This is a genomic window from Lacticaseibacillus sp. 53-4, from assembly GCF_016861805.1.
Taxonomy (GTDB): domain Bacteria; phylum Bacillota; class Bacilli; order Lactobacillales; family Lactobacillaceae; genus Lacticaseibacillus.
On the sequence record NZ_BOLT01000004.1, the window covers coordinates 104,160 to 129,633 of the forward strand.

28 protein-coding genes are annotated in these 25,474 nt (G+C 58.0%); 2 read left to right on the plus strand and 26 right to left on the minus strand.

Going from position 1 to position 25,474, the window contains the following annotated elements; all coding sequences use genetic code 11:
- Positions 1 to 12: 12 nt before the first annotated feature.
- From JUF21_RS02945 to rpsU, 12 genes are all read right to left on the minus strand, one after another.
- Positions 13 to 834: an HAD-IIB family hydrolase gene (locus JUF21_RS02945; protein WP_203624485.1), complete on the minus strand. Its 822-nt coding sequence runs from the start codon at positions 832 to 834 to the stop codon at positions 13 to 15.
- A gap of 2 nt (positions 835 to 836) precedes the next feature.
- Complete coding sequence (locus JUF21_RS02950; RefSeq protein ID WP_203663020.1) at positions 837 to 1,646, minus strand: HAD family hydrolase; 810 nt, start codon at positions 1,644 to 1,646, stop codon at positions 837 to 839.
- Positions 1,646 to 2,635 (minus strand): glycosyltransferase family 2 protein, encoded by a 990-nt coding sequence (locus JUF21_RS02955; protein ID WP_203663022.1) that lies wholly within the window; start codon positions 2,633 to 2,635, stop codon positions 1,646 to 1,648. The genes JUF21_RS02950 and JUF21_RS02955 overlap by 1 nt, the downstream gene beginning before the upstream one ends.
- 101 nt (positions 2,636 to 2,736) lie before the next feature.
- Complete coding sequence (gene recO, locus JUF21_RS02960) at positions 2,737 to 3,531, minus strand: DNA repair protein RecO (protein ID WP_203624488.1); 795 nt, start codon at positions 3,529 to 3,531, stop codon at positions 2,737 to 2,739.
- The gene (gene era / locus JUF21_RS02965) at positions 3,531 to 4,430 is read right to left on the minus strand and encodes a GTPase Era (RefSeq protein WP_203624489.1); all 900 of its coding nucleotides are present in this window, start codon (positions 4,428 to 4,430) and stop codon (positions 3,531 to 3,533) included. The genes recO and era overlap by 1 nt, the downstream gene beginning before the upstream one ends.
- Positions 4,427 to 4,816 carry a cytidine deaminase gene (locus tag JUF21_RS02970; protein WP_203624490.1) on the minus strand — a complete coding sequence of 130 codons (390 nt, stop codon included), beginning with the start codon at positions 4,814 to 4,816 and terminating at the stop codon, positions 4,427 to 4,429. Before JUF21_RS02970 ends, era begins: the two co-directional genes overlap by 4 nt.
- Before the next feature lie 11 nt (positions 4,817 to 4,827).
- On the minus strand, positions 4,828 to 5,229 hold the full coding sequence (locus tag JUF21_RS02975) for a diacylglycerol kinase family protein (protein WP_203624491.1): 402 nt from the start codon (positions 5,227 to 5,229) through the stop codon (positions 4,828 to 4,830).
- Positions 5,213 to 5,674 (minus strand): rRNA maturation RNase YbeY, encoded by a 462-nt coding sequence (gene ybeY / locus JUF21_RS02980; protein WP_125754549.1) that lies wholly within the window; start codon positions 5,672 to 5,674, stop codon positions 5,213 to 5,215. The genes JUF21_RS02975 and ybeY overlap by 17 nt, the downstream gene beginning before the upstream one ends.
- On the minus strand, positions 5,674 to 7,824 hold the full coding sequence (locus JUF21_RS02985; RefSeq protein WP_203624492.1) for an HD family phosphohydrolase: 2,151 nt from the start codon (positions 7,822 to 7,824) through the stop codon (positions 5,674 to 5,676). The genes ybeY and JUF21_RS02985 overlap by 1 nt, the downstream gene beginning before the upstream one ends.
- Before the next feature lie 12 nt (positions 7,825 to 7,836).
- Positions 7,837 to 8,805, minus strand: a complete 969-nt coding sequence (locus tag JUF21_RS02990) for a PhoH family protein (RefSeq protein WP_203663024.1) — start codon at positions 8,803 to 8,805, stop codon at positions 7,837 to 7,839.
- Positions 8,806 to 8,895: 90 nt separating this feature from the next.
- Positions 8,896 to 9,339, minus strand: coding sequence for a GatB/YqeY domain-containing protein (locus tag JUF21_RS02995; RefSeq protein ID WP_203624494.1), 444 nt, complete (start codon positions 9,337 to 9,339; stop codon positions 8,896 to 8,898).
- Between the two features lie 65 nt (positions 9,340 to 9,404).
- Complete coding sequence (gene rpsU / locus JUF21_RS03000; RefSeq protein WP_054661478.1) at positions 9,405 to 9,581, minus strand: 30S ribosomal protein S21; 177 nt, start codon at positions 9,579 to 9,581, stop codon at positions 9,405 to 9,407.
- A gap of 210 nt (positions 9,582 to 9,791) precedes the next feature.
- Between rpsU and JUF21_RS03005 the strand changes: the two genes are divergently transcribed.
- Positions 9,792 to 10,625, plus strand: a complete 834-nt coding sequence (locus JUF21_RS03005) for a pyruvate, water dikinase regulatory protein (protein ID WP_203663026.1) — start codon at positions 9,792 to 9,794, stop codon at positions 10,623 to 10,625.
- A gap of 72 nt (positions 10,626 to 10,697) precedes the next feature.
- On the opposite strand, the gene JUF21_RS03010 is transcribed toward JUF21_RS03005, so the two are convergent.
- The 6 genes from JUF21_RS03010 to hisS form a co-directional block, all read right to left on the minus strand.
- Positions 10,698 to 11,600: a deoxyribonuclease IV gene (locus tag JUF21_RS03010; RefSeq protein ID WP_203663028.1), complete on the minus strand. Its 903-nt coding sequence runs from the start codon at positions 11,598 to 11,600 to the stop codon at positions 10,698 to 10,700.
- A 42-nt stretch (positions 11,601 to 11,642) separates the two neighbouring features.
- Positions 11,643 to 12,563, minus strand: a complete 921-nt coding sequence (locus tag JUF21_RS03015) for a YitT family protein (RefSeq protein WP_125754558.1) — start codon at positions 12,561 to 12,563, stop codon at positions 11,643 to 11,645.
- Positions 12,564 to 12,687: 124 nt separating this feature from the next.
- A complete protein-coding gene (msrA, locus tag JUF21_RS03020) occupies positions 12,688 to 13,209 on the minus strand; it encodes a peptide-methionine (S)-S-oxide reductase MsrA (RefSeq protein WP_203663030.1) in 522 nt (173 codons plus the stop codon).
- A 1-nt stretch (position 13,210) separates the two neighbouring features.
- Entirely contained in the window at positions 13,211 to 13,648 is a 438-nt protein-coding gene (msrB, locus tag JUF21_RS03025; RefSeq protein ID WP_239061423.1) for a peptide-methionine (R)-S-oxide reductase MsrB, read from the minus strand.
- A gap of 242 nt (positions 13,649 to 13,890) precedes the next feature.
- On the minus strand, positions 13,891 to 15,696 hold the full coding sequence (gene aspS / locus JUF21_RS03030) for an aspartate--tRNA ligase (protein ID WP_203663038.1): 1,806 nt from the start codon (positions 15,694 to 15,696) through the stop codon (positions 13,891 to 13,893).
- Positions 15,689 to 16,975 carry a histidine--tRNA ligase gene (hisS, locus tag JUF21_RS03035; RefSeq protein ID WP_203663040.1) on the minus strand — a complete coding sequence of 429 codons (1,287 nt, stop codon included), beginning with the start codon at positions 16,973 to 16,975 and terminating at the stop codon, positions 15,689 to 15,691. Before hisS ends, aspS begins: the two co-directional genes overlap by 8 nt.
- A gap of 349 nt (positions 16,976 to 17,324) precedes the next feature.
- Between hisS and JUF21_RS03040 the strand changes: the two genes are divergently transcribed.
- A complete protein-coding gene (locus JUF21_RS03040; protein ID WP_203663048.1) occupies positions 17,325 to 18,650 on the plus strand; it encodes an N-acetylmuramoyl-L-alanine amidase in 1,326 nt (441 codons plus the stop codon).
- A gap of 74 nt (positions 18,651 to 18,724) precedes the next feature.
- Here JUF21_RS03040 and JUF21_RS03045 read toward each other — a convergent pair whose 3' ends face one another.
- From JUF21_RS03045 to JUF21_RS03080, 8 genes are all read right to left on the minus strand, one after another.
- Positions 18,725 to 19,354, minus strand: a complete 630-nt coding sequence (locus tag JUF21_RS03045) for an HAD hydrolase-like protein (RefSeq protein WP_203663050.1) — start codon at positions 19,352 to 19,354, stop codon at positions 18,725 to 18,727.
- Positions 19,344 to 19,799, minus strand: coding sequence for a D-aminoacyl-tRNA deacylase (gene dtd, locus JUF21_RS03050; RefSeq protein WP_203663052.1), 456 nt, complete (start codon positions 19,797 to 19,799; stop codon positions 19,344 to 19,346). Before dtd ends, JUF21_RS03045 begins: the two co-directional genes overlap by 11 nt.
- 48 nt (positions 19,800 to 19,847) lie before the next feature.
- Positions 19,848 to 22,073, minus strand: a complete 2,226-nt coding sequence (locus JUF21_RS03055; protein WP_203663054.1) for a bifunctional (p)ppGpp synthetase/guanosine-3',5'-bis(diphosphate) 3'-pyrophosphohydrolase — start codon at positions 22,071 to 22,073, stop codon at positions 19,848 to 19,850.
- Positions 22,074 to 22,200: 127 nt separating this feature from the next.
- Complete coding sequence (locus JUF21_RS03060) at positions 22,201 to 22,524, minus strand: hypothetical protein (RefSeq protein WP_125754567.1); 324 nt, start codon at positions 22,522 to 22,524, stop codon at positions 22,201 to 22,203.
- Positions 22,517 to 23,260: a 16S rRNA (uracil(1498)-N(3))-methyltransferase gene (locus JUF21_RS03065; protein ID WP_125754568.1), complete on the minus strand. Its 744-nt coding sequence runs from the start codon at positions 23,258 to 23,260 to the stop codon at positions 22,517 to 22,519. The genes JUF21_RS03060 and JUF21_RS03065 overlap by 8 nt, the downstream gene beginning before the upstream one ends.
- A complete protein-coding gene (gene prmA, locus JUF21_RS03070) occupies positions 23,257 to 24,213 on the minus strand; it encodes a 50S ribosomal protein L11 methyltransferase (RefSeq protein ID WP_203663056.1) in 957 nt (318 codons plus the stop codon). Before prmA ends, JUF21_RS03065 begins: the two co-directional genes overlap by 4 nt.
- 9 nt (positions 24,214 to 24,222) lie before the next feature.
- The gene (locus JUF21_RS03075) at positions 24,223 to 24,717 is read right to left on the minus strand and encodes a DUF3013 family protein (protein ID WP_203663057.1); all 495 of its coding nucleotides are present in this window, start codon (positions 24,715 to 24,717) and stop codon (positions 24,223 to 24,225) included.
- The gene (locus JUF21_RS03080) at positions 24,714 to 25,313 is read right to left on the minus strand and encodes a DNA-3-methyladenine glycosylase (protein ID WP_203663059.1); all 600 of its coding nucleotides are present in this window, start codon (positions 25,311 to 25,313) and stop codon (positions 24,714 to 24,716) included. Before JUF21_RS03080 ends, JUF21_RS03075 begins: the two co-directional genes overlap by 4 nt.
- Between the last annotated feature and the right edge of the window lie 161 nt (positions 25,314 to 25,474).

The following is a 25,474-nucleotide window of genomic DNA, read 5'->3' on the forward strand; positions in this document are numbered from 1 at the left end:
CCTGCTCTTTTATTATTTGTCGATGAGCGCCGGCAGCTCTCCTGCCAGGACGCGGTCGATTGCGGCCAGAACGCCGCGCTGCTGGTTAGTTTTCGTGTGATACTTGCCATACTGCCACATGTTCTCGGTGGCGTTGTCGACGAGTACCGGATAACCGACCGTTTGCATCATTTCAATGTCGTTGTTGGTGTCCCCGAAGGCCATCATGGCTTCCGGCGCAATTCCCAGCACCGCGCCAAGCTGAGTCAGCCCGTGCCCCTTATTGGTCGTTTTCGGCATGACGTCGATAAAGGTCGGCCCGCCGACGGTCAGCGCCAATTCTTGGCCGAATCGCGGCTGGTAAATCGGCTTGATGGCATCGTAAGCGCCGCCGTGTGGGAAATACAGCGAGAGCTTCGCCAGCGGTGCATCCAGCTTGGCTAAATCAGGGGCAATCTTGAAGCGCGTGATAAAGCTGCTGAGGGCCGGTTGGTACTGCCGCTCACGCGCATCAAGGTACGTGGCGTCCAGCCCGTTGCCAATCGCGATCGCGTTGTCTTGAGTGCGAACAAAGTTCACGATCTCTGCCACCTGAACCGGCGTGAGGTACGTCGCCCCGACCACCTGGCCGGCGTGCTTGAGGACGCCGCCATTTTCGGCCAGAAAACTCATCTGCTCGCGAACCGGGGCGAAAAGGTCTTCAAGGGTGTAAACGCCCCGGCCGCTGGCGGCGACAAACTCGATGCCAGCCGCGTGCAGCGCCTTGATCCGGTCAAAAATGCCGGCTGGCAGACTGCTGTCATCCAGCAGCAACGTGCGATCTAAGTCACTGGCAATCAGTTTCACTGGTGTCATACTTACACTCCTTTGGGTTGAGAAAATGTGCCATGGTCGTCGATCAGCTGCTTCAGCACCCGGTCGACCCCCTTTTCGACGTTAGGCGGGGCGACCAGCGTCGTCACGCCTGCAAGCGCCGGATCGCCGTCGGCCATGCGCAGTCCGCAGCCCGCGACTTTCAGCATCGGCGCATCGTTTTGGGCGTCGCCGAACGCCAGGACTTGCGCCAGTGGCACCTGCAGCCGCTGGCACAGCGCAGTCAGCGCTGACCCTTTATTGACCCTAGCGTCAGTGATGCCCAGTGCGTCGGCCTCACCTGCAGTCACCTGCAGGATCGCGCCGAATTGTGCGGTGATTGCCGCCTGCACGGCAGCCAGGCGCGAGGGCGAAACCAGCAACGTGACCTTGGCCACATCATCAAGCCGCGTGAAGGCCGAGACCTCAGTGACCCGCATGAAGAAGTGCCGCAGCTGGGCGGCCGCTTTTGCGTGCCCGGTGAGCAGCTCGGCCCCATTCAGTCGGCACAACACCGGCAGTGCCCCCAGCGCGTCTGCTTGCTTGATCAGGGCTTTCACTGTGTCCTTCGCCAGCAGCCGCGCCTGAATGACCCGGCCGCGGCGGGCCACCACCGCACCGTTGTGTGCGATCACCCAGTCGGCCCCCGGCAGCAGCGCCAACAGGGTGGGCAGATCCCGGCCGCTGACCGGCACAAAGTCGATGCCGATTGTGGCCAACTGTTGAAGCAGACTGACCGTCGCCTCGGCGAGCGTCCCGCTTGGCCGGAGCAGCGTGTGGTCGAGGTCGCTGGCGACCAGTTTGATCTGCGTCATCAGTTGAAGTGGTAAATCTGCTGCAGCAGCCGATAAAAATCGACGCTGGTGTGGCGGCCCAGCCACCCCGGCAGATTGACCCCAACGCCCACCACGCTGGTGCGCGCCTGACGAGAAAAGCGCGGCGCCGTCATGCGCATGTAGCGCCAGAGATTGGCTTTTTTGTGGCGGGCCTCAGGCGTCCCCTGCCGCAGGAGCAGGATCGATGAGATGCCGGTGACGATTTCCGTGTACCGGGCCATGTACCGGTAAAGATGCGGCTCGAGCTCGCCCGCTGCGGCAATTACCTTGATCATGCGCCGGTTCACCGCCAGCTGCTGGTCAATGCGCTTGATCATGACGGATTCGTGAACGGACTGGTCCGGCCGCCCGATAAAGTAGTGATAAAGGTCGACATCCAAGTAATACAACCGCTTGGTCTGCGGCAGCGGCTCCAGCGCAAACAAATTGTCGACGTAAAACGTGTGTGTGGGCAGTTGAAGCGGCAAGTCGCGCAGCAGCGCAGTCCGGTAGATCAGCGCGTGCATCAGCAGGTACTGCCCGACTGGCAGGCGAACCTCAGGCCAGCCAAAAACGCGGTGCTGCGGCAGGCCGTGGCGGTAGCGCGTCACTTTTTTGTGGCGCGCGCCCACCTTGTCGTAAATGTAATTGCTGATGAACAAATCCACCGGCGCGGGTAAACTTTCAAGCGTCCTCAGCACCTGGTGAAAAGCGGCCTCATCAAGCCAGTCGTCCGAGTCCACCACCTTGAGGTAAGTCCCAGTTGCCACCTTCAGACCGGCATTAATGGCCCCGCCGTGGCCGGCGTTTTCCTGGTGCACTGCCCGCACTTGCGTCGGATAGCGGCGCGCATAGTCGTCAACCAATGCCGGCGTGCCATCGGTGGACCCATCGTCAACCAAAATGATTTCCACGGCAGCGCCGCCCACCAGCAGCGAGTCAACGCAGCGCGCCATGTAATCTGCCGCGTTGTAACAAGGCACAATCATGCTGAGAGTCTTCAATCACCAAACCCACTTTCCCATCAAGTAAACGCTTGTTCAATCATAATATAATTTGCCCCTGCCCGCACGCGCAAAAAAGACCCGGCTTAATCCGCTGGGTCTGAAGGGTGAAGTGGCGGCAGCTTGTCCTGCCAGCTTTGCATTTGGTCTAAAAAGCGTTTGGCCTTGGGCACGGTGCCCACCATGTCCTGATAAATGCGATCAAGGACTCGCCGCAGCTCACGCTTGGTGGCGGCGCTGACGGTGATCGAGTGCAACTGGTGCAAGTTAGTCACGGAAAACCGCCGCAGCAGGTAAAGCGCCTTGGGCTGCACGTGGAAGCGGTAGTCGTCAAGCGCCCAGTGGTCCTGACACAGCAAACCGCCGTATTTTTCCGAGAAATCAAGCGGCAGATCTGTGCGCCCATCCAGCACGCAGGCGCGCCAGTCCGGGGCCACCCCAAACGCGCCGAGCAACTGCACTTCCGCGATGTTCGCCACAATGCCCGCATCAAAGCCGGCATCGATCAGGTGGAGACTGGTGGCCGCAAAGTCGAACCAGGGGCCTAAATTCTCGCCATCCGGAAACGCCAGGTCGATCAGCCCCAGCACATAAGTCGCGTAGGCATTGAGTGAAATATCCCCGGCGATTTGCTGAAACTGTTCGACCTGCTTAACGGTGCTGAGGTACGACAGCCCTTTTTCGTTGATGGTGCCAACATAGGTGCCTTGAGTGAACGGCAGAATGCCAGCCGCCAACGGAAAGCCCGGTTTGCGCGCCCGATGAAGCAAAAACATCCGCTTGCCAAACTGATCCGTCGCGAGTTTGACCAGCATGTCAGACTCACGGTAGTTCTGCCGCGACAGCACCAGGCCGGCAAAGGTCACATCGCGGCGCGCCATCAGTGCAGGTCCTTGATGTTGTAGCCAAGGCTGCGCAGGTACTGGTTGTTATCACGCCAGTTCTTCTGCACCCGGACCCACAGCTTCAAATTGACCGACTCGCCCAGTAGCGCCTCAATGTCGCGGCGGGAGCGAATGCCAATCTGCTTCAGCATCGCGCCGCCTTTACCGATGATAATCCCCTTTTGCGAGTCGCGCTCAACGATGATGTACGCCTCGATTTGAAGCTTGCCGTTGACGCGGTCCTTCATGCGCTCGACCTCAACGGCAACGGAATGCGGCACCTCGTCGCGCGTCAGCTCAAGGATCTTTTCCCGGATCAGCTCGCCGACGACAAAATACTCAGGGTGATCCGTCAGCTGATCGTCCGGGTAATACTGCGGGCCCTCAGGCAGTGCCTTAGTTAATTCGCCGAGCAGCTCGTCGACGTTGTTGCCCATGGTAGCGGAAATTGGGAACACCCCGGTAAAGTCGCGGGCCGTCTGGTACTGCTTGATGCGCGGCAGCAAGTCGTCGGGGTGGACCAGGTCGATTTTGTTGATGACCAGGTAAACTGGGGTCTTCACCGGCTTGAGCTGATTGATGATGTATTGGTCGCCAGGGCCCATTGCCTCGTCGGCCGCGACCATGAACAAAACGGCGTCGACCTGGTTCAGGGTCGACAGCGCCGCCGTATCCATGTAATCGTCCAGCTGGTTCTTCGGCTTGTGGATTCCTGGGGTGTCGACAAAAACAATTTGCACGTCATCCGTGGTGTAGATCCCGTTGATCTTGTTGCGGGTGGTCTGCGCCTTGGGCGACATGATCGCAATTTTCTCGCCCAGGATGCGGTTCATGAACGTGGATTTACCGACGTTTGGCCGGCCGATAATGGCAACGAAACCTGAATGATGACTCATTTCTGCATATCTCCTTTGGTAAAAGCCCCTGGCAGCAAATTCGCCACGGTGGTGTCAGTCTGCTCGCCGGTCAAGTTGGTCAAGGTCACCGGCGCGTCCGGCGCGAAGAACTCCGCCATCACCTGCCGGCACGCCCCACACGGCGAGATTGGCCCGGTGGTGTCGCCGATGATTGCGATTGCTTCCAGCCGCAGATGACCAGCCGATACTGCCTTGAAAATGGCGGTTCGCTCGGCGCACATTGCCAGCCCGTAGCTCGCGTTTTCAATGTTGCAGCCGGTAAAAATCGTGTCGCCCACCTTCACGGCGGCGCCGACCTTGAAATGGGAATACGGCACATAGGCTTTTTCACGTGCCTGCTTGGCCGCCTCAATCAATTCATCCATGTTTCATCCTCCTAACCCCAGCTCGTCAGCAGCCGCCACAGCGGCGGCAGGAACACATACAAACCGCAAACCACGGCGATGCCGCTGGCAACCAGCACGGCGCCGGCACTCATGTCTTTAATCCGCTTGGCCCGCTCGTCGAACTGATGGCCGACCACTAAATCGACGACATTTTCGATGATGGTGTTCCACAGCTCCATCAAAAAGACCAGCATCACCGCCAGCAGCAAGATGAACCACTGAAAGCGGCCGACCTGAAACACCCAGGCAAAAATAAACACGACCAGCGCCATCAGACCTTCGCGCCGAAAATTCCCTTCGCGCAGGTAAACCCCAAATAAGCCGGTCAGCGCATGCTTAAGGGACTGACCAAAGTGGTGATTTTTCTCGATTTGCTTATCTCGGGAGGCCATAGGCGTCTAGGATCTTTTCTTGCAGCGGGATCATGACCGCTTCGTCTTCCGGCTTGATGTGATCGTAACCGTTCAGGTGTAAAAAGCCGTGGACCACCGTGTAGCCCAGCTCGCGTTCAAATGAGTGACCGTAATCCTTGGCCTGGCGCGCCACCTGGTCGGGGTCGATGAACAAATCGCCGATATTTTCCGGCATGTCAGGGAACCCGACCAACTGCTCGTCGTCGCCGTCTTCAATGGCAAAAGAAATGACATCAGTCACCCGGTCGGTGTTGCGGTACTGCTTGTTGATGCGGTGAATCTCCTCATCGGAGACAATTGTGATCGACATCTCGGTGTCTTCGGCTTTGTTCAGCTCCTTGCCGGCAAACTCAACCAGCTCCTTAGCCAGCTTCGTGTGGGCATCATCCAAGCGGTGGTCATCATCATAAAATTCCAGATCCATTATGCTTCTCCTTTAGTTGGTGCATCGTCTTTGGGGTATTCAATGCGAGTGTAGAAGGTGCTGGTCAAGCCGCCGACCAGCGAGGCCTCGACCTGCCGCAGCTGTTCGACCGTGATGGGCGACTCGTCAAACTGCCCATCCAGCAGACGCTCATTGGTGATGTTGTGAACGAATGTCTGAATCGACGCCTGCGTCGGATGTTTCATCGACCGCACCGCGGCCTCACAGGTGTCGGCAATGTTGACCACCGCCGCCTCAATGGTTTGCGGCTTCGGGCCATCGTAGCGATAGTCGCTTTCTTTAGTGCTCGGGTCGGCTTCTTTGGCCTCATGGTAAAAGTACTTCATCAGCGTGGTGCCATGGTGCTGCTGACAGATGTCGATGATGAACTGCGGCATGTGGCGCGCTTTTAGCATCGCCACGCCGTCTGTGACATGGGCGAAAATGATGGTCGCCGATTCTGGCGCCGTCAGGTGATTGTGCGGCGAGTCGAAGCCCGCCGGCTGATTCTCGGTAAAATAAAGCGGCTTTTTCAACTTACCGACATCGTGGTAATAACAGGCCACGCGAGTCAGCATCGTGCGCCCGCCAATCGCCGCCACGGCGTTGGACGCCAGGCTTGCGACCATCATGCTGTGATGATACGTCCCAGGCGCCTTTTCCATCAAATCCCGCAGCAGCGGATCATTGGGGTCGCTCAGCTGGTTCAGCTTAAACACCGAATCATCCTGCCAAATCATTTCCAGGTACGGCGTGGCGCCAAGCGCCAGCACGTAGCCGAGCACCTGCCCGACCACAATGAAGCCCAGCGACTGCCAGGTGGCCAGCGCCGTGAAGCGTGCGCCTTGCAGTAGCAGCGTGCTCAAAGTCAGCAGCAAGTTGACCCCCACGACCCAAAACGCCACCAGTTTGGCCTCATCGTTCAAGCGCTTGCGCTGCACCATGACCGCCAGCACGCCAGAGGTCAGGTAGCTGATCGCAGTGGCGGCGGTGAACAGGGTGCCGGTCGTCGAATAAAAGACGAAAAATGCCAGGAACGTCTGCATTAAAGCGGCCAGCAGCGCAAAGCGGCGCCCGATAAAGTTGCGCAGCAGCAGCGGCACCAAGGCTGCCGGCAGCAGCATGGCTAAGTTGGCCCCACCGGTTTTGGCCACAAAGCGCAGCCCCAGCATCACGAGTACGGAAAGCCCGATCAGGCCGCTGTACAGCAGGGCAAGCTTGCGCTGGCGCTTTGCCGGGTACTGCCGCAACAGCGCCAGCAAAGCGATAGCCTGAATCACCACTAGCAGCAGCAGACCAAACAACGCCCAAGGCGCGCGCCGCTTGGTCAGCCCCAGCACATCAAGTTGATGGCTGACGGTACGGTCAACGATTTGCCCCTGCTGCACGATCACCTGCCCCTGCACGATTTCGACTGGGTCAACCGCCAGCCGGGCTTCCGCTTGCTTGGCCTTGGTCTTGGCCTCATTGATCAGCTGATTGGGGATGATCGTCTGTTCGATCAACGTCGTGCCCATCCGCCGCTGCGCAGTGGTCAGGTCGCTGGTCGACAGTTCCGCCGTGGCCGCCTTCTGGGCACTGGCCAAGTTTGAGTCGGTCAACCGGCCCTGCAACTGGCGCTCAACAGCAGGCACAACCGTTTTGAAAACCATGTCCCGCTCCTGGGCGGTCAGCGCGAAGGCCGCCTTATAAAAGCGGTCGGGAAACTGATAAAAATACGGGTACTCGCTTTTCGCATACGTGTCGCGAAACGCAGCCGTTAAGGCACCGGGCGTTGGTTTAACGTACACGGCATTCGCGTCTTTGCCAGAGGCGTCCTGATATTTTTTCTGGGCCGCACTGACCACCTGGTTTTCGGTGGTCGTCATCGCCTTTTGCAGCCGGTCCAGCTGGTCTTGCTGCTTGGTGCTGACCGTTGAATCGTAGCTGTAAACCGGGGCGGTCGCATTGGCTGCCGCTTTGCGCGCCTGCGCCGTGGCAGGTTGATCCTGCACGGTTTGGGTGGCAATGATGGTCTCTTCTGCCGGCGTGTTCAGGGTGACGTGCACCGGCTTGGGTAGGGTGATCCACGCCAGGGCGGAAATTAATGCTGCCGAAAGCAACACCACTACCAGCACGGCACTTTTGCGCCACTTCACTGCGTTTTGCATGGGCCCTCCTGACTATTGGGGTTGGTCAGCCTTCCCGTACGCCTCGATGATCTTGGCCACGACCGGGTGGCGCACGACATCACTGGCCGAAAAGCTGGCAAACCCGATGTGATCGATGTCCTGTAAGATCCGCTGGGCCTGGATCAGCCCACTGCTTTGATGGTTCGGCAGGTCAATTTGGGTGATGTCACCATTGACGATCATTTTGGAAGAAAAGCCCAGGCGGGTCAGAAACATTTTCATCTGCGCCTGGGTGGTGTTTTGCGCCTCATCCAAAATGGCAAACGCATTGTCCAAGGTGCGCCCGCGCATGTAGGCAAGCGGCGCGATCTCAATCACGCCGCGGTCCATCAAGCGGTTGGTGTGGTCAGTGCCCAGAACGGCGTACAACGCGTCATAAATCGGGCGCAGGTAAGGGTCCACCTTTTCCTTCAGGTCGCCAGGCAGAAACCCGAGGTTCTCCCCCGCCTCGACTGCCGGGCGCGTGAGGATCAGTTTTTCGACCTCACCGGCCTTCATCGCGGCAACGGCCATGACCACGGCTAGGTAGGTTTTACCGGTCCCGGCCGGGCCGATGCCAAAGGTGATGTCGTTGTGCTTGATGGATTGGACGTACTGGCGCTGGCCAAAGTTCTTGACGCGAATCGGCGCCCCCTTGGCATCGCGCAGCAGTGTTTCGGAGTACATGTCGGCAAAATACTCCAGGGTGCCGCGCTGCGCCATGTTGACACCGGAGACCACGTCCTGAGGCGCAATCGCGATGCCGCGGCTCAGCAGCGTCAACAGCTGCTGAATTAGTTGGTACGCAAGACTGGTGGCCTTGGGGCTGCCGGAAATTTTCAGCGTGTCGCCAAACGGGGCGATCAGCACGTCCAGCGCCTCTTCGATCAGGGTTAAGTTTTCATCATTGATCCCAGCAAGGGCGATTGCTTGATCGGTGCTGGCTAGGGACAGGGACTTTTCTACGGATTCTTCTGCCAAGAAGCCGCCTCCTCATTGAGTTTCTTTCATTTTACCATAAAAAAGCCGCGTCACAGCGAAGTGACGCGGCTTCCCAACGGGCAATCAGGATTACTGAAGCTTCCCCTTGACCAGCTTGTTAACCAGGGCTCCATCAGCTTGACCCTTGACCTTCGGCATCAAGGTCTTCATGACCTTCCCAAAGTCCGCCTTGCCGGTAGCGCCAGTTTCCTTGATGGTCTCATCGACGAGCTTTTCGACCTGCGCCTCATCCATCTGCGTCGGCAGATAGGCTTCAACGATCTTGATTTCCGCCTTAAGCGGGGTCACCAGGTCTTCGCGGCCGGCGTTTTCGAACTCCGTCAGACTCTCCTTGCGCTGCTTCAGCTCGGTCGAAAGTACCGCTTGTTCCTCGGCGTCGCTCAGGTCATGGCCGACCTCGATCTGCTTGTTTTGCAGTGCGGCCTTCAGCATCCGGACGGTGCTCAAGGTGGCCTTGTCCTTGGCCTTCATTGCTGTTTTCATCTGTTCGTTCAATTGATCCAACACTGCCATAATGAACTCCCTTTCTTCATTTGCAACAAAAAACGCGCACCAGGTCGGCGCGCGTCCGCGAATCTTTAGAACTTCTTGCGCTTGCGTGCAGCTTCGGACTTTAACTTCCGCTTAACGCTTGGCTTTTCGTAGAATTCCCGCTTGCGGTATTCGGCTAATGTACCTGACTTGGATACGGTGCGCTTGAAGCGCCGAAGAGCATCATCGAGAGATTCGTTTTTCTTAACGACTGTCTTTGCCATATGATATCCCTCCCTCCGACACTTGCGTAACCATCGATTCTTGCATCTCTAGTTCTCAACTATTATATCGAACATCAAAAAACGCGTCAATACGGCAATCGCGAAATATGTGAGATATTTGGCAAAAAAGTGGCGTTTTTGACACCAAAGCGTGCCTGAGGCCCAATTATGATATGATAGCGGTATCAATTGACGAAGGACGGGAGAACAATGGGCGAAGAAACGAACTACTACATTATCTCGGATTCAATTGGGGAAACTGGGTTGAAACTGGCACAGGCGGTGGCCGCGCAGTTCGCCGGCCAAAGCGCCCACTACCTCCGGTTTCCGTTCGTGCACGAGCAGAAAAAGTTGTTGGAAACCCTCGACGCGGCCAAAGCCGACTCACGTGCGCTGGTGATCGCCACTTTGGTCACCCCAGGATTGGCCCAGGCCGGGCGCACTTACGCCAAGGAGATCGCGCTGCCCTTCATCGATGTCATGACGCCGATCCTGCATGCCGTCGCCGCGGAAACTGGCGATCAACCCGGTGGCGTCGCCGGGGCGGTCCACAACTTGGACGAGAAATACTTCGACCGCATCTCCGCGATGGAGTTTGCCGTGATGTACGATGACGGCAAAGACCCCAAAGGCTTTTTGGAGGCGGACATCGTGCTGCTCGGCGTCTCTCGCACCAGCAAGACACCGCTGTCGCTGTTCCTAGCGAACCGCAACCTCAAAGTCGCGAACCTGCCGCTGGTCCCGAACGCCCACATTCCCGAAGAAATCTGGAAGGTCGACCCCAAGAAAATCGTGGGGCTGACCACCGACGCCTCAGTCCTGATGGAATTTCGCCGCCAGCGCATGATTGCTTACGGGCTGAATCCTGACACCGCCTACTCCGCCCGCGATCAAGTCAACGAGGAGCTGACCTTCGCCGACGACTTGTACAAGAAGATTGGCTGCATGGTCATCAACACCGCCCACCGGTCAATCGAGGAAACCGCCATGCTGATTCTGGAGCACATGGGCCTTGACGAAACTGACGACCCCACCAAACAATAAACTTTCAGACGCGCAAACGGCCACCCGACCTGCTTGAAGTCGGATGGCCGTTTTTGCGTGATTGCATGCAGGCTACTTGCTTAGCGGCGCTGCGCCCAGCGCGACCAGCTGCTCCGGGCGAAAGGCTTCGTCCTTCAGCCAGCCGATCTCGACCCCATACGGCGGGACCATGTGCGCCTTGTCCGGACCCACGTACGGCGTTTCAAGAATTTTGGGAATGGCGGTCAGCTGCGGGTGATGGACAATCGCATTCAGGCAGTCAAAGCCAAGTGTGCCAAACCCGATGTTCTGATGCCGGTCCTTGTGCGCGCCTTGCGGATTTTTCGAGTCGTTGACGTGCACCACGGCCAGCTTATCCAGCCCGATCACGTGATCAAAGGCGTTGAGCACCCCATCGAAGTCTTCCTTGACGTTGTAGCCGGCGTCGCTCATGTGACAGGTATCCATCGTGACGGCAATCTTGTCCTTTAGCTCGACTTGGTCGATGATGGCGGCCAGCTGCTCAAACGTGCGGCCAACCTCCGTGCCTTTGCCGGCCATGGTTTCCAGCGCGATGAGCACATGCTGATCAGGTGAGATGATCTCGTTTAGGCCCTTGGCGATCTGCGCGATGGCGGCAGCATCGCCGGCGCCAACGTGGGCCCCGGGGTGAAACGGCATCGCGTAAGCGTGCAAGGCATCGGCCCGAGCAACTTCTTCCTTCATGAACTGCACCGCAAAGGCGTAGTTTTGCGGCTTGACCGTGTTGCCCAGATTCACGATGTACGGCGCGTGAATCACCAGGTGCGACAGGCCGGCGGCTTTCATGTCGGCCAGTCCCTCGGGGATGCGCATTTCCGACACGTCCTTGCGCCGGGTGTTTTGCGGGGCCCCGGTGTAAAACTGCAGCGTGGTCGCGCCGTAACTGGCCGCCTCCGCCACGGCCCCGACGAACATCCCCTTACCCTTCATTGACACATTTGCCCCAATCAGCATAGCTCTTCCTCCTTAAAAAGGCCGCGTCGCCGCAGCCCAAGTTTAATCTGTTTTCGGTTCGTAAAAATGCCCCATGATTTTCACCGACTGGGTGATCGACACGAACGCATACGGGTCGCTGCGCCGCATGGCATCTTCGAGATCGTATATCTCTGCCCGGGTGATGATGGTGAAAAGGATTGTTTTCTCCTCGTGGTGAAAGGCGCCTTCCGCGTCGTGCACGATGGTGATCCCGCGCCGGAGGGTGTTTTGAATCTCGTTAACGACGGCCTTCTGCTGGTCGGTCACAATCATCACCTGCAGCCGCTGCTGCCGGGTGTACATCGCGTCCATCACGCGCCCGTTGATAAAGATAGCAAGCGCCGAGTACAGCGCGTGCGGCCAGTCGTTGACAAAACCGGCCAGGAAAATGATCACAATGTTGATGGCAATGTTGACCGAGCCGATGGTGGCGCCGGTTTTCTTGCGCCAGACGATGCCGACAATGTCGAGCCCCCCGGTAGAAATGTTATTGCGCAGCGCAAAGCCGGTACCCAAGCCGTTGATCACCGCCCCGAAAATCGCGCAGACAATGGGATCAGTGGTCAGCGGCTTCACAACGCCCAACAAGCGAATCATGATCGTCGAGAAAATGACCGCCAGAAACGTGAACAAGGTGAACCGGTGCCCGATCTGCTTCCAGGCGACCACAAACAGTGGCACGTTCAGCAGAAACAGCAGCGTCCCGGTCGAAAACAGGTCAGTGGTCGCCATCGGGCCAAACGGGGTGCCAAAGGACACGTTGAACCACTTACGCACGACGGTGGCCAGCAGCTGGGCAGCCCCGGTGACCCCGCTGGCGAAGACGCCCCCTGGTTCCCAGAACATGTTCAGCGCCAAAGCGACACAGATACTGTAGAAAAACGCGGCGGTCAGCCGGCTCCAATTTTGGTGGCGGCGGATCAAGCGGTCAATTTCTTGCATAACAATCCCTTTCTGAAGGCTTAGTATGGCTAAGTATACCACAGCCAACCGCCACCCTTCGCGCCTGGCCCGCTTTCAGAAAAAATTAAAACCGACCCCAGAAAAGGCTCTGGAGTCGGCGCGGTTAATGCTGCCAGTGCTGGGCTTTAAACTGCTCACGGCCGCCGCGCTCTTCCATTTCAAAGCGCAACGGGTTCTTCTTGTAGAAGTCTTGATGGTAGTCCTCAGCCGGGTAAAACGGCTTGGCCGGTTCGATGCTGGTCACAATGGGCTCAGCAAACTTGCCACTGGCCGCCAGCTTGGCCTTCGAAGCTTCGGCGATGGCTTTTTGCTCAGGCGAGTTGTACAAGATCACCGGGCGATACGAATCACCGCGATCTTGGAACTGCCCCATCGCGTCAGTCGGATCCGTTTGCTGCCAGTAAATCTCGACTAGCTGCGCGTATGAAATCACCGCCGGATCAAACTTGATCTCCACGGCCTCGGTGTGGCCGGTGGTGTGACTGGCGACCTGCTCGTAAGTGGGATTCGGCACGTGGCCGCCGGTGTAGCCGGAGATCACGGCGTTGATCCCAGGCTGGGTATCAAACGGCTGGACCATGCACCAGAAACACCCGCCGGCAAAAATTGCGGTTTCCTCTGCCATGTTACTTCGCCTCCTCAAACAACTGCTTGTACTGCCCGTACCCCTGTGCGTCCAGGTCGGTTAGGGGCACAAAGCGCAGCGCCGCCCCATTGATGCAGTAACGCAGCCCGCCTTTATCCTGCGGGCCGTCATTGAAGACATGCCCAAGATGCGAATCAGCCTCTTTGCTGCGCACTTCAACGCGCTCCATGAAAAAGCGGCTGTCCCGCTTATCAGTCAGCTTGGCAATTGGTTTGGTAAAAGACGGCCAGCCGCAGCCGGCATCGTACTTATCCTGGGAGGAAAACAGCGGCTCCCCGGACACGACATCGACGTAGACGCCGGGCTGGTAGAAGTCGTCGTATTCACTGCTAAATGGCCGCTCAGTGCCAGCCTTTTGCGTCACGTCAAACTGCTCTGGGGTCAATTGCTTACGCAGTTCATTCAAGTCTTTTTCCATGCTCATCACCTCGCGCTCAGTATACCTGTTTTGAAAATAGATTGCCAGCAATCTAGTTGCAGGGCGGCAATTTTTTGCGAACAGAAAAAGCGCGCAAGAGATCATGGCCTAGTCGCGTTCCATAAAGCGACGCCCAAGCACACAAGGGCCTCTGCACCGCGATTCTAAGAACGAATCGTGGCCCAGAGACCCTTGTGTTGTGGGCTAAAACCGCTTTATGTCACAGCCTTTTCCCCACCAAACTATTCAGTTAACTCGTCATCGCCTTGGTGTGCCGCGTTGGGATCAACGTTTGCGCGCACCTGAATGCCAAGGTCCTCAAGCTGCACATCGGCAACCGGGGTCGGCGCGTTGGTCATCGGCTCGGAAGCCTTCGAGTTCTTCGGGAAGGCGATCACGTCGCGAATATTGTCGCGGTTCAAGAGCAGCATCACAAAACGGTCGAGGCCAATGGCCAGCCCACCATGCGGCGGGAAGCCGTAGGTCAACGCGTCAAGCAGGAAGCCGAATGACTTTTGCGCGCGTTCCGGCGTAAAGCCCAGCGCCTTGAGCATTTTTTCCTGAATCTCGCGGCTGTGGATACGAATCGAGCCGCCGCCCAGTTCGTCCCCGTTCATGATGATGTCGTAAGACTGCGCGTGGGCGCTGTGCGGATCGGTGTCCAGCAGGGGCACATCTTCCTCATTTGGCATGGTGAACGGATGGTGCGCCGGGACCCAGCGCTGAATCCCTTCATCGAATTCAAACAGCGGCCAGTTGACGACCCAGCAGAAGTTGTACTGGGATTCGTCGACCAGACCCAGGTCATGGCCGAAGTGCGTGCGCAGATAACCGAGGCTGGCGGCGACGACACTGGCTTCATCGGCCACAAACAAAACGAGGTCGCCAGCTTTGGCGCCCAGTGGCTGAGTCAAGGCTTGGCCGTCGCCGAAGAACTTGCTGATTGGGCCGGCAATGCCGTCATCGGTGACCTTGAGCCAGGCCAGCCCCTTGGCCCCAAAGCGCTTAATGTAGTCCTGCTGCTCGTCGATCTTCTTGCGGGAGTACTTGGCTGCGCCCCCTGGCAAAACGATTGCCCGGACTTGGCCACCATTGGCCACGGCGCCGCTGAAGACTTTGAAGTCGGAATCTTTGACCAGGTCAGAAACATCCTGGATCTTCATGTCAAAGCGCAGGTCCGGCCGGTCGGAACCGTAAAGGTCCATGGCGTCCTGCCACTGGATCCGCGGGAACGGGCGCTTAACGTCCACGCCCTTCACTTCCTTCATCACTCGGGCGATCAGGCCCTCGGTGAGGTCCTGGATCTCCTGCTGGTTCAAGAAGCTGGTTTCCATGTCGATTTGAGTGAACTCAGGCTGGCGATCGCCGCGCAGATCCTCGTCACGGTAGCAGCGGGCAATCTGGTAGTAGCGGTCAAAGCCCGCCCCCATCAGCAGCTGCTTGAACAGCTGCGGGGACTGCGGCAGCGCGTAAAAACTGCCTGGGTAAACCCGGGATGGCACCAAGTAGTCGCGCGCCCCTTCAGGTGTGGAGGCCGTCAAGGTTGGCGTCTCGATGTCGAGAAACCCATTTTCGTCGAAGTAGTGGTGCACTGCGGACATCACCTTGCTGCGAGTGATGATGGCTTCCTGCATCTCCGGCCGGCGCAAGTCAAGGTAGCGATACTTCAGCTTGGTTTCCTCGGTCGCATTGACGCCATCGGCAATGTCAAACGGCGGGGTCTTCGCCTTGTTCAGGACGATCGCCTTGGCAATTTCAATTTCGATCTCGCCGGTTTTCATGTCCTGGTTGATGGCTTCCGGCTTGCGCGCGGCCACCTTGCCGGTGACTTCAAGCACATACTCAGAGCGCGCCTCATTGGCTACGGCCAGTGCGTCTTCGCTAAATTCCTGCGAAAAGACGAGCTGCACGATCCCTGCGCGGTCGCGCAGGTCGATGAAAATCAGATTGCCGAGGCTGCGGCGCTTTTGCACCCAGCCCTTGAGGGTGACAGTTTCGCCCAGGTTCGCCTTGGTGACGTCCCCGGCATACATTGTGCGTTTACTCATGATCTGCCTCCAATTGTGCGGCGAGCTTGCTGAGGTCTGCTTCAACTTCAGCCTGCTTGAATTCTTTCTGCACACCGCTTTGCATATTTTTGACCTGAATCGTGCCGGCTTCAAGCTCGCTTTCACCCAGGGTCATCACCAGCTGGGCGTTGGCTTTATTCGCCGACTTGAACTGCGCCTTCGGTTTCCGATCCTGGAAGTCCATGTCGACCTCGATTCCTTGCTGCCGCAGCGCGTGCGCCAGGCGCAGGGCCGGCCCTTGGGCAGCCTCATCGATGGTGACGATGTACACCGGCAGACGCTCTTCGACGGTCTGCCCAGCCAGCAGCAGCATCGCGCGTTCCACGCCCATCGCAAACCCGACGCCCGGGGTCTCTGGGCCGCCGAGCTCTTCCACCAGCCCGTTGTAGCGGCCACCGGCAAGGACTGTGGTGTACCCACCGCCAAATACCGCGTCGTTGCTCATGACCTCAAAAATCGTGTGGTTATAGTAATCCAGGCCGCGCACCATGTCGGCATCGATCTCGTAGTCGATGCCCAATTCCTTGAGGTCGGCTTGCACCGCTTCAAAGTGGGAAGTCGCCGCTGGGGTCAGGTAGTCGAGGATCTTTGGCGCGTCTGCCACAATGGCCTGATCGCCTTTGTCCTTGCTGTCGAGGATGCGCAGCGGGTTCTTTTCCAGGCGCACCTTGGAGTCTTCCGACAGCTGGTCCTTGAACGGCGTCAGGAAGTCCACCAGCGCCTTGTGGTAAGCGGCGCGCGACTCGGGATCGCCCAGCGTGTTGATGGCAAACTTCAGCTGCTTGGCGCCCAGGGCCTCAAGCAGGTCCTTGGCCAGGGCAATCACTTCAGCGTCCAAAGCCGGGCTGTCAACACCAAACGCTTCCACTCCGATTTGGTGGAACTCGCGCTGGCGCCCACTTTGCGGCCGCTCGTAGCGGTACATCGGGCCCATGTAGTAGACCTTGTACGGCTTTTGGTGATCGGGGCCGTAGAGTTTATTTTCCACGTAGGCGCGAACCACGCCCGCGGTGCCTTCCGGGCGCAGCGCCATTTGGCGGCCGCCCTTATCCTCAAACGTGTACATTTCTTTTGAAACCACATCCGAGGTCTCACCACTGGAGCGGGCGAACACATCGTAGCTTTCAAACAACGGCGTGCGGATCTCACGATAGCGGTAATTTTCCATCACCTGTTTGGCGATGCCTTCAACGCGCTGCCACAGCGCGCTTTGGCCCGGCAGGATATCTGCGGTGCCTTTAGGTCGTTGATAACTCATAATTTCCTCCTTTAACGCTTGTAACGCTTGCCAACAAAAAACACCCCTCGTCATCGACGAAGGGTGCGGACACGGTACCACCTTGTGTTTTACTCAGCCATAACGGTGGCAACCGGAGCTCGTCAGCCTCAGAAGTGTCTTTTCGGTCGGTCCCGGCTTTCACCATCTCCGGGTCGCTGCGTGAAATTGACCTATCCTGCTTCCTCATCGGCGCTTGTATTTGCAATTAGCGTACGTTGTTTTCAGCAAATTGTCAACGGTCAGCGAGGAAAAAACCACGTGCTTCACGTTTTAGGCGATTAGATTTGGTATAATCACCCTAGTAGCGATTTATGTAGGGGATGAAAATGTGAAAATCAAGCAGCTAAAGCGCTGGCCGTTGGCCATTGCCTGCGCGCTGTTGATCGGCGTCTCGGCCGCCACCACCACGGTGCTGGCAGAAAGCAGCTCGATCACGGTGCGGGCGACTGTGCTCAACGTGCGCCTGGGGCCCGGCATGTCATACGGCTTGATGGGTCAAGTGCAGCGAGGCACCAAGCTGACCGTCATCAAACAGGAAAATTCATGGGATCAGGTGCGCCTGGCCGTCAATAAAATCGGTTGGGTCGCCTCTTGGCTGGTTGACCAAAACGAAGCGACGACCACCAGTGCGCGCACGGCGACGGTCACGGCTGGTGCCAACATTCGCCAGTACGCGTCAACCAGTGCCAAGGTCCTCGGCACCGCCGCGGCTGGTGACACCCTGGATGTGATTTATCAGGAAGGCAACTGGACGCAAATCGCGTACCACAATACCGCCGCCTGGGTCAGCACCAGCACCATTTCGTTGACCGGTAAAACCGTGACGCTGGCTTCCCCGCAGCAAACCCAGCCGCAAAGCCAAAAAGCCGCGCAAACGGTCAGCGCCATCAAGGTGACCACCAACCTGGCCGTCAACCTGCGCTCCGCCGCCGGCCTCAACGCGCCAGTGGTGACCCAGCTGCCGAAAAACACGACCGTCACCGTGCTGGACCAGTCCAGTGAGTGGTACAAAGTGCAAACGGCAGATGGCAAGACAGGCTACCTGGCTGCTTGGACCGTCACCGTTCCCGGCACCAAGGCCGCCAAGGCGGCCACCAACCTGGCTGAGGCCACCATCGTGCTGGATCCAGGGCACGGCGGCAGCGATTCCGGAGCCGAATCGACCAGCGGTAAGTACGAAAAGACCTACACGCTTCAAACCGCTCAGGCAATCGGCGCCGCATTAAGGGCGCAAGGCGCAAACGTCGTCTTCACCCGCTCTTCCGACACCTTTGTCGATCTGGCGCCCCGCCCGGTCGTCGCGGAAAAGGACCACGCGGATGCGTTCATCTCCGTTCACTTCGACTCCAGTGCCAACGCGAACGAGGCTTCCGGCTTCACCACCTACTATTACAACGCGAAAAAAGACATGCAGCTGGCCAAGGCCCTCAACCATGCCTTCGATACCAATCTGAGTATGACTAACCGCGGCGTGCAGTTTGGCAACTACGAGGTCATTCGCAACAACACCCAGCCGGCCGTGCTGCTGGAAATGGGCTATATCAACTCCGACAAGGACTTCGCCCACATCTCCTCTTCGACCTACCAGCAGCAGGTCGCAAGCGACGTGGTCAAGGGCCTGACCGCCTACTTCAAAGCTGGCAATCATCAGTAACCAACCGGCTCAAACAAAAAGTAGCGGGTGACGAAATTTTTCGCCACCCGCTACTTTTTTGTCTGAAAGCGCGCCTAGGCATTAAACAAAGGCAGCAGCTCAGTTAAGTGATTCACCTGCACGTCGGCCATTGGCGCATCGTTCAGACCATCGACGTTGAAGTAAACGCCAAGGACCCCGGCATTTTGCCCCGCAATCACGTCCAGCTTGCGGTCGCCGATCATCGCGGTGCGCTCGGGGTTCAGCTGGTGAGCGTGCACCAGATGCAGGACCGCATCAGGCGCGGGTTTGCGCGGCAGACCGAGATCCGATGTGACCCCGTCTAAAAACAGGTCCTGGAGCCCCGCCTGCCGCAGCAGCGCCCAGGCGGAATGGTCCCGATGCGTCATCAGCAAGTTGATCCCGCCAGCGTCGTGAATTGCGCGAAGCACGCCTGGCACTTCGGGATAGGGCTGGGCGATCATCACCTGCTGGCGCTCCAAAGTATGAAAATGACTCAGCACGCGCTCAGGCGTCGTCTCCAGCTGAGGCGCCAATTGTGTCAACGTCTCGGTGATGGAGCCCCGTTTGACCGTTTTAAGCAACTGTTCCTCATCGACGTTGGCCTGGCCGTAGTGGTGCAAGGTTTTGACCAGTGCCGCGAGCATTTCCGGGTACGTGTCAAACAGGGTGCCATCAAGATCCCAAATCGCATTAACCAGCATGTTGTTCCTCCGTATCAAAAATAATGGTGACCGGACCGTCATTGGTCAGGCTCACTTGCATATCCGCACCGAATTCGCCGTGCGCAACCGGGCAGCCGGCTTGGGCGAACTGGGTCAAAAAAGTTTCGTACAGGCGCTTGCCCAGTGCGGGGTCGGCCGCGCCGGTGAAGCTTGGCCGATTGCCCTTGCGCGTGTCGGCGTAAAGCGTGAACTGTGAGACCACCAGTGCTGCCCCATTGATGGCGGCCAGCGCCAGGTTCATTTTGCCTTGGTCATCACTGAAGACCCGCAGCTTGCTGATCTTATTGACCAGATAGGCCACATCGGCTTCGGTGTCAGCCGGGCCGACGCCCAGCAGGATCAAAAAGCCTTGCCCAATCTCGCCGTGCACTTGGCCGTCGATGCTGACGCTGGCGCGGCTGACCCGCTGCACTACTGCTTTCATAAGCTTCCTCCTCAAAAAAAGCAGGCGTTGATTCGCCTGCCACCGGACTCAGCCTTGAGCCCGCTTGACTTCGTAAATGTCCGGAATGTTCTTGATCGCATCCATCATGTGCTCAAGTGCGGCCAAATTCGGGATCCCAACGGTGACGTGAATGTCCGCCATTTTATCGTGGTCGACACGCCCGTTGACGTTCGTCAGATTCTTGGTCTGCGAGTTCAGCGTCTGCAGGACTTCATTGAGCAGGCCGTTGCGGTTGTACCCGTAAATCTCCAGCTCCGTGTCAAACAGCTGACTCTGGTCGTTCAGGTTCTGCCAGCGCACGTCGATCAGCCGGCCGGCCATTGCCGGTGAGTTGTCGACATTCGGGCAGTCGGCGCGGTGAATCGTGACGCCGCGCCCCTTGGTCACGTAGCCGACGATGGGATCGCCAGGCACCGGGCTGCAGCATTTCGCGAGGTGCACCAGCAGATTGTCGACCCCTTCAATGACGACGCCTTCCTCGGTGCGCGACGTCGGCTTTTTCTCCTTGGACATCGTCGTGACCTTCTGGTTATTCGCCAGGATTGCGTCCTCTTTGGCCTTCTTGTCGGCATCCGCCTTTTCGCGGCGGACGCGTTCGGTCAGGCGGTTGGCGATGACCTTGGCGGAATACTCGCCATAGCCGATCGCCGACAGCAGCTCGGCTTCGGTGGTGAAGTTCAGGCGCTTGAGCAGGTCGACCATGTCGCCTTTTTGGCCCATGAAGTCCTTAGGCGAAAAGCCCATTTCGGTGAGCGTGCGCTCCAGTTCCTCGCGCCCTTTTTCGGAGTTCTCGCCCTTGTCCGCCTGCTTGAAGTAGCGGCGGATCTTGTTGCGTGCCCGCGAGGTGAAGGCGATATTGACCCAGTCGCGGCTCGGCTTGGAGCTGCTGTTGGTCAGCATCTCGACAATGTCGCCGTTTTTGAGCTGGTAGTTCAGCGGGACAATCTTGCCGTTGATTTTCGCCCCGACACTGTGATTGCCGACTTCCGTGTGCACCATGTAGGCAAAATCAAGCGGCACGGAACCTTTTGGCAGCTCGTAGACATCCCCTTGCGGCGTGAAGACATAGACGCGGTCGGTGAAAATATCCCCTTTGACGCTGTCCATGAAGTCGTGCGCATCGTTGGTCTCGTCCTGAATCTCCAGGATCTCACGGAACATGTCGATCTGCTTGCCGGCCTTGTCGTACTGAACCTCGGAGGTTTGGCCTTCCTTGTATGCCCAGTGGGCCGCGACCCCGAACTCGGCGACATGGTGCATTTCTTCCGTGCGGATCTGCACTTCCAGCGGCTTGCCCATCGGCCCGATCACGGTGGTGTGCAGGCTCTGGTAGCCATTTGCTTTAGGCATGGCGATGTAATCCTTGAACCGCCCAGGCATCGGCTTCCACTGCGTGTGAATGACGCCAAGGACGGCGTAACAGTCCTTGATGTTTTGCGTGATCACGCGCACCGCCAGCAGGTCGTACAGCTCGTCGAACTGCTTGTGCTTGTCCCGCATTTTCTTGTAAATGGAGTAAATGTGCTTGGGCCGGCCGTAAATCTCGTACTGAATGTTGAGATCCGCCAGCGCCTTTTTAATGTCAACAATCGCCTTTTCGATGTATTCCTCCCGCTCAGTGCGCTTGGACTTCATCAGCTGGGCGATGCGGTAATACTGCTGCGGGTTGAGATAGCGCAGGGACAGGTCCTCGAGCTCCCATTTGATCGTGCTAATGCCCAGCCGATCGGCCAGCGGCGCGTAGATTTCCAGCATCTCGTTGGCGATCCGGCGCTGCTTATCCGGCCGCAGGTGCATGAGCGTTCGCATGTTGTGCAGGCGATCAGCGAGCTTGACCAGAATGACCCGCATGTCCTTGGCCATCGCGAGCAGCATCTTGCGGTGATTTTCTGCCAGCTCATCCTTGTGGGCAACGTACGTGACCTTGCTGAGCTTGGTCAACCCGTCGACAATGACCGCCGTTTCCTTGCCGAACATTTCCTGAATGTCGCCCAGCGTGATGTTGGTGTCCTCAACCACGTCATGCAAGTACCCAGACGCCACCGTAATGGGATCCATCTTCAGGTTTGCCAGGATCCCAGCGACCTGAATCGGGTGAATGATGTACGGCTCGCCTGATTTGCGTTTTTGATCCTTGTGCACATACGCGGCAAAATCATAAGCCTTTTTCACAAAGGCGAGGTGCTCGTCGTTCATGTACTTGGCACACAGCGCCATGACCTCATCTTGGGTCAACTCTGGTTCTTCTGCCATAATAGTCCCCTTTCTCGCGTGCAGCCGGAGCGTGTCAGCAGCCGCTCGCAGTGACCAAAAAAGCACGCCTGAAACGTGCTTTTGCAGAGTTTCTTAAGATTGATTATACCGACTTTGCAGAAAAAAACTAGTCGCGGGTCCAGGCCAGCATGGTCAGCAGCCAGTACACCGGCACAAACCAGTAGCCGTAATTGGCAAACCGCACCAGGACCATCAGCGCAAACAGGACCGGCAGCACCAAGCTGAGCCACCAGTGCAGGTGGTTTTTACTCATCAGCCGGCCGAACCACAGGGCCAAGCTCATATTCACAAGGATCCACAACACTAGGATCCGAACCGCCACGTGCACATGAAGCAAGGTGAACCCCCATGGCAGAATTAACGTGACCAGCACGCTTAGCAAAATTATCATGGCTGAAGGCGTCCTCAACCAGGCTTTGACTTTACTCATTCTTCTCTCCCTGCAATTCGCTGAGCACGGATACGGCGCTGAGCAGATATAATGGCGCAGTTTCGGTTCGCAGAATCCGCGGACCCAGGCCAACTGGCAAAAAGCCTGCGTCTTGAAGCGTCGAAACCTCCGCGGGGCTGAGCCCACCTTCCGGCCCAAACACCGCGATCAAGGTGTGCGGACGGGTGGCGATGGCCTTGACTAAACCCGCAGTTTCGCCGGCCTTGGCACTTTCCTCGTAGGCGATCAGCTTGGCGTCAGCCTGAAGCTTTGTCATTTCGTTCAATGTTACCACATCAACGGCGGGGACAACACACCGATGCGACTGCTCGGCGGCCCCTTGCGCAATGGCCTGAAGCCGGCTGAGCTTTTTGGCCACGCGGTTTGGCGCCCATTTAGCCGTCGCCCACTGGCTGTTGAAAAAACTGATGGTAGCAGCGCCAAGCTCCGTCGCTTTTTGCACGATCAAGTCCGCCTTGTCGCCCTTGGGTACGCCGCAGATCAGGCGCACCTGCACCGGCAGCTCGGTCGGCCGCGCGATTGGGGTATCAATTTGCACGTGCAACGGCGCCGAACTCAAGATGGTCGCGAGGTACGGCTGTGCGTCTGGGCCGACCAGCTCGATCTGATCGCCTTCGCGCAGGCGCAGAACCGAAATGGCGTGTTTTTGGATGCTCGCTTCAAGGGCGACTGCGCGGTTTGCTTGCAGTGTCTGGCTGGTGAAAAAGCGATTCATTCCTTCTCCTCCGCAGCATGCCCCGCCACCAGCGCGACCCAGTCGCCTTGCCGGACTTGTTCAAGCACCTTCAGCCCGTTGTCTTCAAGGGCGGCGGTGATGGCATCGGCCTTATTGTAATAGATGCCGGACAGCAAGAGCCGCCCGTGCGGCTTCAGCACTGCTGGCACCTGCGGAATCAGCGGCGTCAACACATTGGCCAAAATATTGGCCGCAATCAGGTCGACTGGCCGGGTGATGCCTGTCAATAAATCATTGGCAATCACCTCAATGCCGTCAATGTCATTCAGCGCCAGGTTGGCCTTGGCGTTTTCGACGGCGGTGTCATCGACATCAGTCGCCAGCACTTCCTGAACCCCCAGCAGCCGCGCGCCGAGCGCTAAAATCCCGGAACCAGTGCCGACATCGATCATGGTTTCACCGCCGCGCACGTGCGCCTCAAGCAGCCGCAGCATCAACGCGGTAGTCGGATGGCTGCCGGTCCCGAAGGCCATGTCGGGGTCCAAGCGCATCACCAGCTCGCCGGCCTGCTGCGGGCGGTAGGCCAGCCACGCCGGCACAATGGTCAAAAAGCGGGTAATGCGAAGCGGATGGTAATACTTCTTCCACTCATTGGCCCAGTCTGCCTGAGCCAGCGGATGGGCCGCCACCGTTCCGGGTCCTTTCGCCAAGCCAAAACTTGGCAGCTGTGCCACTTTGGCCTGCAAGGTGGCGACGAGTTCAGCCGGATTTTGGTGGCCGCTGAAATAGCCGCTCACCTTCGCCCCACTTTGACGGTGGGGAATGCTGTCTGGGTCAAGCCAGACCCCGTCAGCACTTTGCGTCGCGCCGCCTTGAAAGTCAGCCGCGTCTTCGATTTGAATGCCGCCGGCCCCTTGTTCCATCAAAAAGTTGGCCACCGCGTCGACGGCCTCGCTGCTGGTTTCAATTGCGATTTCAAACCACTGATCCATGGGCCCCTCCTAATACTGCGGGTACGGCAGATACTCATGGCGCGAAGCTTCTGGCTGCTTGGCGTAAGCCGTCTGGTACTTGGCCTCGTCAAAGTGCAGTTCAAAAGTGTCTGCATCAGAAGTGCCATCAACAAAGTCCATCAGGTCCGACTGGCCGTCATCTAGCACTTCCTGCAGGTAGGCGAACACGGCGTCCACCGTCGCCTTCGCGATGCCTTGCTTGCCTTGGAAGCCGAACACCGCGAGGTAATTGTCTTTGTAGTCATCCCCGTTCAGGCTGGTGGCATCGTAAAACAGGATCGCATCCGAGTAGTCGATCTCCCCATCGTCGATGGTTTGCCCGTCCTGATCTTCGACCTCGTAGCCCTTAGCGGCTTCAACCGTCATGGTCAGTTCGACTTCAAAGACTCGGGCTTCTTTGTCCCAGTTCAGATCCAGGTCACCGTCAAAATCAACGGCGTCCATTTTGTCGCCGATATAATCCAGCATATTCTGAGTTTTCATCTTTGCCATCCTCCATTAGGATCGATCTGACTTTTTTTCATATCCGAAACACACGCGTTGCCAGCGACGAAAAATCTTAACCGAGCGGCCGTTGCCTCACCCTTATTCGGGACCCCGATGCGCGGTGCGCTGATGATCTGCACCGGGCGCCTGACTGCCAGTTCAAGGCCCACCCGCGCCCGATTGACCGGGCGATTGTTGTCGGCCAGCGTGATGGCGAAGGCCTGACAAAGCTTGCCCGGGCCGGAGGTCATGGCCGGCCCGCTGCGCCCTCGCCACGCTGCCATCACGGTTTGGCCGCTGGTCGGCTGAACCGCGCGAATCAAAATTCCCTGCGGAACCCCAGCCGGCTGCGTCACCACGTTGAGCAGACAGTACTGCCGCATTTGGTAAATGTAGATTGTCCCAGCAGGCCCATACAGCGCCGCATTAGTTTTGGTGCGGCGGCCGCCAAAGGCATGCGCCGCGCGGTCGGTCTGCCCCAGATACGCTTCAGTTTCAACAATTAGGCCCGCACACTCGCCGACTCGCAAGACCGCGCCCAAGAGCGCCTTAGCGGCGACCGGCGTGGCGGTGTGGCGGTGTGCGTGAGCCATTCATCCAGATTTTTTCTCATACTTGTTTATCTTAAACCACTCTTTCCATCAGGAAAAGGACAGCCCACAAAAGCCGGTATTGCCATAAAAACCACCCGTCGAACGGGTGGTTTTCTCTGGGGCTATAAGCCCCTGTTGCTGGCTGCGTCTCAAGGCGCTGG